General features: G+C 61.1%; 11 protein-coding genes. 8 read left to right on the top strand and 3 right to left on the bottom strand.

Annotation, left to right across the window (positions count from 1 at the left end):
• Nucleotides 1–314: 314 nt before the first annotated feature.
• Nucleotides 315–1,184 carry a hypothetical protein gene (locus CF68_RS08800; protein ID WP_200872542.1) on the bottom strand — a complete coding sequence of 290 codons (870 nt, stop codon included), beginning with the start codon at nt 1,182–1,184 and terminating at the stop codon, nt 315–317.
• Nucleotides 1,172–2,254 carry a type IV toxin-antitoxin system AbiEi family antitoxin gene (locus CF68_RS08805; protein ID WP_035817556.1) on the bottom strand — a complete coding sequence of 361 codons (1,083 nt, stop codon included), beginning with the start codon at nt 2,252–2,254 and terminating at the stop codon, nt 1,172–1,174. Before CF68_RS08805 ends, CF68_RS08800 begins: the two co-directional genes overlap by 13 nt.
• Before the next feature lie 952 nt (nt 2,255–3,206).
• Between CF68_RS08805 and CF68_RS08810 the strand changes: the two genes are divergently transcribed.
• From CF68_RS08810 to CF68_RS08845, 8 genes are read left to right on the top strand one after another with little or no spacing between them, the layout of a single operon-like run.
• Nucleotides 3,207–3,536: a helix-turn-helix transcriptional regulator gene (locus CF68_RS08810; RefSeq protein WP_035817559.1), complete on the top strand. Its 330-nt coding sequence runs from the start codon at nt 3,207–3,209 to the stop codon at nt 3,534–3,536.
• Between the two features lie 2 nt (nt 3,537–3,538).
• Nucleotides 3,539–4,021, top strand: coding sequence for an ArsI/CadI family heavy metal resistance metalloenzyme (locus tag CF68_RS08815; RefSeq protein ID WP_035817562.1), 483 nt, complete (start codon nt 3,539–3,541; stop codon nt 4,019–4,021).
• 9 nt (nt 4,022–4,030) lie between these two features.
• Nucleotides 4,031–4,525 (top strand): arsenate reductase ArsC, encoded by a 495-nt coding sequence (locus CF68_RS08820; RefSeq protein ID WP_035817565.1) that lies wholly within the window; start codon nt 4,031–4,033, stop codon nt 4,523–4,525.
• Nucleotides 4,526–4,560: 35 nt separating this feature from the next.
• Complete coding sequence (locus tag CF68_RS08825; RefSeq protein ID WP_035817568.1) at nt 4,561–5,055, top strand: arsenate reductase ArsC; 495 nt, start codon at nt 4,561–4,563, stop codon at nt 5,053–5,055.
• 2 nt (nt 5,056–5,057) lie between these two features.
• Nucleotides 5,058–6,134 (top strand): ACR3 family arsenite efflux transporter, encoded by a 1,077-nt coding sequence (arsB, locus tag CF68_RS08830; RefSeq protein ID WP_035817570.1) that lies wholly within the window; start codon nt 5,058–5,060, stop codon nt 6,132–6,134.
• 9 nt (nt 6,135–6,143) lie between these two features.
• Entirely contained in the window at nt 6,144–6,566 is a 423-nt protein-coding gene (gene arsC / locus CF68_RS08835) for an arsenate reductase (glutaredoxin) (protein WP_035817572.1), read from the top strand.
• Nucleotides 6,563–7,327 (top strand): arsenical resistance protein ArsH, encoded by a 765-nt coding sequence (gene arsH / locus CF68_RS08840; protein ID WP_035817574.1) that lies wholly within the window; start codon nt 6,563–6,565, stop codon nt 7,325–7,327. Before arsC ends, arsH begins: the two co-directional genes overlap by 4 nt.
• 11 nt (nt 7,328–7,338) lie before the next feature.
• On the top strand, nt 7,339–8,538 hold the full coding sequence (locus tag CF68_RS08845) for an MFS transporter (RefSeq protein ID WP_035817576.1): 1,200 nt from the start codon (nt 7,339–7,341) through the stop codon (nt 8,536–8,538).
• A gap of 377 nt (nt 8,539–8,915) precedes the next feature.
• Here CF68_RS08845 and CF68_RS08850 read toward each other — a convergent pair whose 3' ends face one another.
• Nucleotides 8,916–9,596, bottom strand: coding sequence for a restriction endonuclease (locus CF68_RS08850; RefSeq protein WP_084187136.1), 681 nt, complete (start codon nt 9,594–9,596; stop codon nt 8,916–8,918).
• Between the last annotated feature and the right edge of the window lie 35 nt (nt 9,597–9,631).

Below are 9,631 nucleotides of genomic sequence, written 5' to 3' on the forward strand. Positions count from 1 at the left end.
TGCTTCGACACAAAAACCAGAAGCGGAAATTCCAAGTTACGTTCTGGGGCACTGTCGCCGTGAACGTTGGCGCAATGGCGCTTTGGCAATACGTCATCGCGGTCTGAGGTAGGGGAAGCCGAAGGCCGCGGCCAACGAAAAGGTCTAGATCAGGCGTTATGTGAAAATTCTGGTTCCGCGCGAAGACTAGTGCCTCTGGCCCCTGTGCTGCCGCCGACCCGTAGCTGCTCCTCGTACGTGCTTTGGGTGCCGGCATCCTTCAGCGCGGTGACGAGAGGCTCCAGCGGATTGCGAAGTCTCGCGTAGTCCACGACTCAACCTCGCAGCGCCATGGCGCGCAGCAGCGCGTCGATCTGCCCGAACGCATCTTGCTGCCATTGTTCTGGCGTGCGATCGCCTAGCGCATGCGTGTCTTCGACGAAGCGCCTTACGCAGGTGGGTCCGTAACCCTCGAAGGTGTCGAATTTGTCGGCGATGTGTCGGAAACCGCGCTCGCCACTGGCGTGCCCCAGCAGTAGGCAACATTCCTGTGCCAGCACCTCGATACCGCCGGGGTAGTTTCGCACGCAGTAGTAGATGTCGTAGGCGTCCTTCTGCTTGTAGCGGCCCGCCAGTGCGTGACCTTTCATGGCAATAAGAGCGGGAATTGAACACACCGCGATCTCCACCCGGTTGGTTCCGCCGTCGGGCATCGGCCCTGCCACAGCGACCAGCTGGTAGAACCGCATCGCCAAGTCGGCGCCGTCTGCCCGCTGCACAGCGAAGTCGCTAATCAAGGGGGGATTGTTTTTGACGATCTCCGCGTCGCGCGGCATCAAGAAATCGACCACGACGTCGATCGCTTCCCCACCATCTCGCGTCGTGACCTGGCGAACCAACTGGAAGCGCCGAAGCCCCTCGCGCTGCGCGTATCCATGGCCTTGAAGAGCGCCGATCAAGGTCGCGTACTCGCCATCGCCGAGTGCTTCCGCATCCAGTCCTACGTCCACGTCGAGCGTGCCGACGTGTGGCATATCCTCGTTAGCCAGCAGCAGCCAAGGAACTGCTCCACCAATGATGGCGAACTTGCCCTTGAAGCTGCCAAGGATCTGGCCGATCTCGATCAGCACCGACTTCACAGCTGCAGTCGTCCGGTCGTCGTACTCGGCGGCCGACTGTGGTTCCTGGGGTGTCATTTGGGCCATGAGAGCCTTTCTTGGCGCAGGTGCTCGGCGGCCTCAGCGCCGCGTTCGCCCGCAATGGATAGATCAAGGTAGGTCTGGACAGGGCTCGTGCAAATCGCGCCCGGTGCAGGTTCGAGTGTGTCAGCGAGCAGGCCCAGGTCCTTTGGGACGGTGACGACCACGTTCTCGCCCTTGGAGACAGTCGAGAGCTTTAGTGCGACTTGGAGCTTGTGCAGACCATCTTCGTCAGCGAAGAAGTAGTGGGTGCCGGTTCGCCCATAAGGCGCAAGCCACTGTGCGGCCGAAAAGGACGCAAAGGCAGCATGTCCCTGGCCGTCTTGTGTGCCCAACGTATTGCGGGCCGCGCCTTCCAGCGCGCTGCCATGCAATGGCGTGTAGAACCGCAGCCGCTCACCTGCCGGCGGGGTGTAGCTGTCCCGCCATGCGTCAAGCAGCGCGTCGGGCGCTGAGAGGACGAGGCCATCGTCCGACGCGCTCGCCCATTCCCGATCAATCAAGCCGTTGCGCACATTGCTGACGTGCCCTAGGCTGACTCCGGAGATTTCCGACAACTCGGTGACGCGCCAAGCACGGTCGGGCTCGCGCAGCATGGCGCGTAAAACCTGGGCCGACTTCGGTCTGAACAGCGACTTTAGTTCGCGTTGTTCGGCAGCGGGCTTGTCTGCCACCATGCGTTCGATGAACACGCCGCCGAAGGCTATCCGGGCGTTTCCCTCCAGGTCGAGATAGCCGACACCCATTTCTGCGCACAATTGCCTCACCGCAGGTGAGAGGTAGGGTGCAATAAAGACGGGCGTCGCCTGCGGGGCTCGCTGCGCCACGTAATTACGCAGTTCTAAAAGCGCGGAACGCGCGTACCGCGGCTGGCCGTTCGACTTGTACTCGCAGATGAGCAGGTGCTCCCGCCCGTCCACGAGCAACCGGGCGACTAAGTCCGGCCGCCAATCGCCGGACACAGCAGCGGCTTCGATGTCTTCGATTTGAAGGATCGGGATCTTCTCAAGCAGCCGTCGCAACGCCTCGCCAGCACGGGCTTCTGCCTCTTTCATTGAATGAACCCCTTTCAACATCCGCTGAAAGTACCATAATTTTTGAAATACGGCCAAAAGTTTCACTGAAAATATCGTTTTCACCAGATGCTGAAAGTCACTAGTTTAGTGAAATGCGGCGTTATGGCCGCCAAGCGAGCTGTAGAGAACGCGGGGCTCGCTCCGTATGACGCTTACGGCTCATCGCTTCGGCTTGAGCACGCTGGACCAGTGATCGACCGCCTCAGGCCCTGGCGCCAACTGAAGCAGGGACTGGAGTGGGCTGCCGGCCATCTGCGGGGCGAAGTTAGAGGCCGGGCGCGACTCTGCCGTGCATGCTGGCGCGGCACTACCTGCCGGCCTTGCGTTGTCCGAGGCCGTGGCCGCAATCACCGACGACTGAACGTGGGATAGCCTGGGCGAGCTCGCCGTACCCACATCGAGTGGCTGGCGAGCCTGGCAAAGGTAGCCAGCGCCGGCGCGTGTCACTGACACCGACCGTGATGGCAACCAATAGCCCAGTCCTACCCTGATCGCATAGCGAGGATCGAATCGTATGGCTTCGCGACACATCCGCGTGCTAACGAAGCACGACAAGCACAACGTTATCGGCCGTTATTTTCGTCCCCAGGGAACCCGCCTTCGTGCCGCTGGTACGGCCGGTAATGGCGGGCTGTCCGACCTGACTTAGTCCAGTCGGCGCGAACCCGGACTGATCGTTGCCTGGAGGAAACCGCGTACCCGCCATCGTCACAGCCGGCCGTGTTTCGCTCGCGGACGTCGCTTGCCGGCCAGTTGCCGTCATACGCGCGACCAGAATCAGACGACGGGAGGCACATACTAAACGGTCGCCTGGCTTGGCTAACCTGATTACACGGCTCGTGTAATGGAACGGTGATTGGGTCGCTGCGCCGAGGTCCAATGAGCGCCCGCCGTCACATCTGTCATACAAATTTCACTTTGCTGGTTTCCATGTTTCGACTATATTAGAAACATGGAAACCGATCACGCCCTTGAAGCGCTTGCTGCACTCGCCCATTCGATTCGCCTGTCTGTCTTCCGGATGCTCGTGCAGGCAGGGCCCGCCGGGCTGCCGGCTGGCCGAATTGCCGAACTGATGGAAATGCCGGCGTCATCGTTGTCGTTCCACCTCAAGGAGCTGCACCGCGCCGGCTTGCTGTCCAGCCGCCAGGACGGTCGCTCGATCATCTACATGGCCCATTTCGAGACCATGAACGCCTTGCTGGCTTACCTCACGGAGAACTGCTGCAGCGGCAATCCGTGCTCCCCTGTGTCCACCTGTTCCATAGCCACCGAGTCTTGATCATGAAACGCTTCCACGTGCACGTCAGCGTCGCAGACCTGTCTGCGAGCATTCGTTACTACTCCGCGCTCTTCGCAGCCGAACCGTCGGTGGTCAAAGACGACTACGCGAAATGGATGCTTGAAGACCCCCGTGTGAACTTCGCCATTTCGGCGCGCGGCGCGGAAACCGGGGTAGACCACCTGGGCTTTCAGACCGACGACGCCGACGAACTCACCGCGTTGAAGCAGCGAGCCGAAGCCGCGGACATCGCGCTGCAAGACGAAGGCGAAACCACCTGCTGCTATGCGCGTAGCGACAAGTACTGGCTGACGGACCCGCAGGGCATCGCGTGGGAGCACTTCCACACCCTCGGCGATGTGCCTGTGTATGGTGAATCCCAAAAGATCGAAGCGGCCGGTCAAGAATCGGCCTGTTGCGCGCCTCGTGCTCCGAAGGGGAAGCCGATTGGCATCGCGGTCAACTCCATGTCGTCTTGCTGCTGAGGGTGCGCTATGAGCGAAAAGATCTACAACGTGCTGTTCATCTGCACTGGCAATTCGGCGCGCTCGATTCTGTCGGAAGGGCTGATGAACCATTTGGGCAAGGGGCGCTTCCGAGCCTATTCAGCAGGCAGCCATCCCACCGGGGTCGTGAATCCCCTCGCGCTGGCGGCACTGGCACGCCACGGCCTGGAGACAAACGGGTTTCGTAGCAAGAGCTGGGATGAGTTCTCCCAGGATGACGCCCCGGCGCTCGATTTCGTCTTCACTGTCTGCGACAAGGCGGCGGGAGAAGTTTGTCCCGTCTGGCCTGGCCAGCCCATGACGGCGCATTGGGGCGTCCCCGACCCGGCCGCATGCGAGGGCACTGAAGCCCAGAAGCAGCAGGCCATCAACGACGCAGTCATTTCGCTCAAGCGTCGTATTGAACTGTTCCTGTCCCTGCCCCTACAGAAGCTTGACGCCATCGCGCTTCAAAAGGCCATCCGAGACATCGGAACGCGCTGAAACACCCCCCAACAGAACTTGTTGTTGCAGCCCCCATGACTACCAACGTACTGATCCTCTGTACCCACAACTCCGCCCGTAGCGTTCTGAGCGAGGGCATGCTCAATCATCTGGCCAAGCAATTCGGCCGGGATGTGCGTGCCTACAGCGCCGGAAGCTCCCCGAGCGGACATATCAACCCGTTCGCAATCGAGGCGCTCGAAAACGCCGGCGTCGATGTCGGCGATTTCCGCAGCAAGAGCTGGGATGAATTCGTCGGCGAGAATGCGCCGCACATGCGCGTCGTGATCACGGTGTGCGACAGCGCGGCCGAAGAAGAATGCCCGTACTGGCCGGGTAGCCCGGTAAAGGTTCACTGGGGCTACCCTGACCCGTCCAACATGGAAGGTGGCGACGAGAAGAAGCGCCAGGCATTCGAGCTGACCCGGCAGGCCATCGGCTACCGGATGCTGCAACTGCTGCTGCTCCCGATCGACGACATGAGCAACGCCGAGTTGCAGGAGACGCTGCAGCGTCTGGCGGGGAGCTGAGCATGAGTAGCCAAAACGTAGCAGCGACCATCCGGCCCGCGGCCAAACCGGCCATCAGCTTTTTCGAGCGCTATCTGACCGTTTGGGTCGCGCTGTGCATTGTCGCTGGTATCGCACTGGGGCAGATGCTGCCTGACGTCTTCCAGGCGATCGGGCGGATGGAATACGCGCAGGTCAATCTGCCAGTGGGCATCCTGATCTGGGTGATGATCATCCCCATGCTGATCAAGATTGATTTCGGCACACTGGGCCAGGTGAAGTCGCACTGGCGAGGCATCGGAGTGACGCTATTCATCAACTGGGCGGTCAAGCCGTTCTCGATGGCGCTGCTCGGATGGCTCTTTGTGCGCCACCTCTTCGCGCCGCTTTTGCCTGCCGACCAGCTTGACAGCTATGTGGCCGGCCTCATACTGCTGGCCGCAGCGCCATGCACCGCCATGGTGTTCGTCTGGAGTCAGCTCTGCAAGGGCGATCCGTACTTCACGCTGTCCCAGGTCGCCCTGAACGACGCCATCATGGTCGTTGCCTTCGCGCCGGTGGTGGCGCTGCTGCTGGGCCTGTCGTCTATCACCGTGCCGTGGGACACCCTGCTCACGTCGGTGGCCCTGTACATCGTCGTGCCGGTCATCATCTCGCAACTGCTTCGCAAAATGTTGCTGGGCCGCGGCGTTGCCTACTTCCAGCGTGTCGTGCAACGACTCGGCCCGTATTCCATCACCGCGCTGCTCCTTACGTTGATTCTCTTGTTTGCATTCCAGGGCAAGGCCATCATCGACCAGCCGCTGGTGATCGCGCTGCTCGCGGTACCGATCCTGATTCAGGTCTTCTTCAATTCTGGACTCGCCTACCTGCTGAACCGCAAATTTGGTGTAGCCCATTGCGTGGCGGGCCCGTCCAGCCTGATCGGCGCCAGCAATTTCTTCGAACTCGCAGTCGCGACCGCAATCAGCCTCTTTGGCTTCCAGTCGGGAGCGGCACTGGCGACAGTGGTAGGTGTTCTCATCGAAGTACCGGTCATGCTGCTGGTCGTCAGCATCGTCAACCGGTCGCAGTCGTGGTACGAGGCCAAGGCCCGCTAAGGAAAAGAGATGTCGGTAACGATCTACCATAATCCTGCGTGCGGCACGTCACGCAACACTTTGGCCATGATCCGCAATGCGGGCATCGAGCCGAATGTCATCGAGTATCTGAACACACCGCCGGACCGGCAGACATTGCAGCAGATGATCCGGGATGCCGGACTAACCGTGCGCCAGGCCATCCGCGAAAATGGCACGCCCTACGCCGAACTGGGCCTGTCCGATCCGGCGCTGACGGATGACCAGTTGCTCGATGCGATGCTCGCCCACCCGATCCTGATCAACCGGCCCTTTGTCATCACCGAACAGGGCGTGCGGCTGTGCCGGCCTTCGGAAGTCGTACTCGACATCCTGCCCTCGCCACAACAAGGGTCGTTCACCAAGGAGGATGGCGAGGTCGTGATCGACGCGCAAGGACGTAGGGTGCAATGACAATGGATATGCCCAACATCGTTCCGGCTCTTATCGATACCCCGGACCTGTACAAGCTGGAGCCGGCACGCATCAGTACCCACCCGCCGCGCATCCTGTTGCTCTATGGTTCGCTGCGCGAGACGTCGTACAGTCGCCTCCTCGTGAAGGAAGCCGAACGGATCCTGCAGCACTTCGGTGCGGAGACCCGCGTGTTTGACCCGCATGGCCTGCCGATCTGCGACAGTGTTTCTGCCGATCATCCCAAGGTGGTCGAATTGCGCAAGCTCTCGGAGTGGTCGGAAGGCCAGGTGTGGTGCAGCCCCGAGCGGCACGGCACACTGACCGCGGTCTTTAAGAATCAGATCGACTGGCTGCCGCTGGAAATGGGCGGCATCCGTCCCACCCAAGGGCGGACGCTCGCCGTTATGCAGGTCTGCGGCGGCTCGCAATCCTTCAATGCCGTCAATGCTCTGCGCGTGCTGGGACGCTGGATGCGCATGGTGACGATACCCAACCAGTCGTCGGTCGCCAAGGCGTATCAGGAGTTCGACGCGAACGGCCGCATGAAGCCATCCTCCTACTATGACCGCGTGGTCGACGTCATGGAGGAACTGTACAAGTTCACACTCCTCGTGCGCGATCGTAGCGACTACCTGACCGACCGCTACAGCGAGCGCAAGGAGGCTGCGCCGGCGACTGCCACGACGCTCGCTGCGGCCGCGATGACTCATGAGCAGGACGCTCAGGTCAGCGATACCGACAGCGGCGAAGTCGAATAGCGAAGAACGGAATGGCCACGGAGCCGAGCAGCAGCCTGATCGCCAGGCTTGGCATTGCCCAGACTCTGGCGTGGGGTTCGACGTACTACCTGCCGGCCATGCTGGCGACGCCGATGGCGAAGGATCTCGGCGTGTCCACCCCCACGGTATTTGCGGCATTCAGCGCCGCGCTTATCGTGTCGGCCTTGATTGGACCGTCTGCAGGCAGAATGATCGATCGGACTGGTGGTCGGTCGGTACTGGTAGCCACCAGCATCATCTTTGCCCTGGGTCTGGCAGGTCTTGGCTTCGCCCAAGGCCCAGTTGGACTCGTTGCTGCCTGGCTTGTCTTGGGTGTGGGGATGGGCGCAGGGTTATATGAAGCTGCATTTGCAACGCTTGTGGCCCTATACGGCAACCGCTCTCGGGGCGCCATCACCGGCATTACGCTGATTGCTGGCTTCGCCAGTACGGTCGGTTGGCCCCTATCGACATTCATGGAGGCACACATCGGGTGGCGCGGGGCGTGTCTTGCGTGGGCGGGATTACACCTGACACTCGGCTTGCTCTTAAATGCCAGCATGCCGCGTAGTCTTGTATCCGAAGATACGAAGCAATATGAGCTTGTGCCCGCGACGCTCGAGCCATCGAGCGTGGCAGAGAGCGACTCACAACGGTTTGCTTCGTATGCTTTGGCGTTCGTGTTCGCGGCGACCTGGTTCATCAGCACGGCGATGGCGGCGCATTTGCCACGCCTCCTGCAGGCTGGCGGTGCAACCGTGGCAACGGCTGTGACGGTAGGCGCCTTGATCGGCCCTGCACAAGTGGGGGCGCGAATCCTCGAATTCGGTTTCCTAAGTAGGGTCCATCCCTTGCTTTCTGCTCGCATTGCTGCCGCACTACACCCCATTGGTGCATTGGCATTCGGCCTCGCAGGCGCCCCGGCGGCGGCATTGTTCGGTGTATTGCATGGCGCTGGCAACGGTATCCTGACCATTGCCAAGGGAACGCTGCCTTTGTTCATCTTTGGACCAAACGGTTACGGCCACCGTCAAGGCATCCTGATGGTCCCCGCACGCGTCGCACAAGCGTTTGCGCCATGGCTGTTCGGCATTTGCCTGGATGCATTCGGGGCAAGGGCGCGTTGGCTGTCATCGGTCCTCGGCGTAGGGGCCATCGTCGTGCTCATGGCAATTCAGCAAGTGGAGCAACCCTTAGCCAAAGCGGCTTGAGCTGGCGGGACTGCTCTGCGCGACGCCTTGAACGGAAAAGCCATTCAGGGCCTCGTACCGGCTCTACCGAACGTCCACTTATCGCATGCAAAGAGCCATTTGCGTGGAACTCATTCGATGACTGAGAAGGGTCGGGAAGAGCCGACCGGATGGAGGCGGCAGGTCCTTGCCGGCGTCCGCGCTGCGCCGCCTCTCCAGTGATGAAGACCTGGCTCTGGCGATGCCGCAGACCGTTCATGAGACATACCTCGCAACCTAAAGCATCGTGTCGGTATCAAGGCAGAAAATCGGCGCTCGAGCCTGCCGGAAAGCCAGCCTTCCCCGGGGGGGACCTCGTTGACTGAGAGCGCGGCGGCGATGATTGATCGAGCCGGTTCCTAGACGTTGCGGGACAGTCTGACCTTGCAACCGGGATAGTTTTGGCAACCCCAGAATGCACCGGCTGACCCTTTCCGCTCAACCATCTTGATTCCGCAGGCCGCGCATGTCGGCGTCCGGTAGTCGCCCCGAAACGCCTGCTTCAGCAACGTCGCTTGCTTGTACTGATCGAGGGCGCAGATCCGTTCGACGATGCCCGCACCATCAAGTAATTGAATGCCGGCTCGGTCTGCCGACTCCTTTACCGGTCGCCCTACATAGCCAGACAACGACCAGAAAACGCCCCTACGCACCTTGTGTTCGTGCATGACACCGGCAAGTGCGCGGACCTGCTCCACCTTCACCGGCTTGCTCCATGCTTTGCATTGGACCACGGCCACGGGAACATCTAGGCCTGCTTTGTACAAGGTTGCATCGATGCCGCCATCGGGACCATGGGGGACAGTCTTGACCACGAACCCCATCGCCTCGTAGTACCCAACACAAAGCAGCTCAAATCGCTTCCATTCTAGCTGCTTGAGGGCATCCAGCGTCCAACTGTTGATTTCTGGCTTCTCAGGTACGGGGGCTCTCTGCGCCGGCGGGATAACGTCCGCCTTTGACCCAGCGGATTCACCGAAGTACCGGGGTGACATGGGGGGCGACGATGGTCGGCTCGTGCGGGGGCGCCGAGCCCTCATCGGGACTTCTTGCTGCCTGGCCCCCGCCCTACGCC

It is taken from the genome of Cupriavidus sp. SK-4 (assembly GCF_000611125.1).
Lineage (GTDB): Bacteria > Pseudomonadota > Gammaproteobacteria > Burkholderiales > Burkholderiaceae > Cupriavidus > Cupriavidus necator.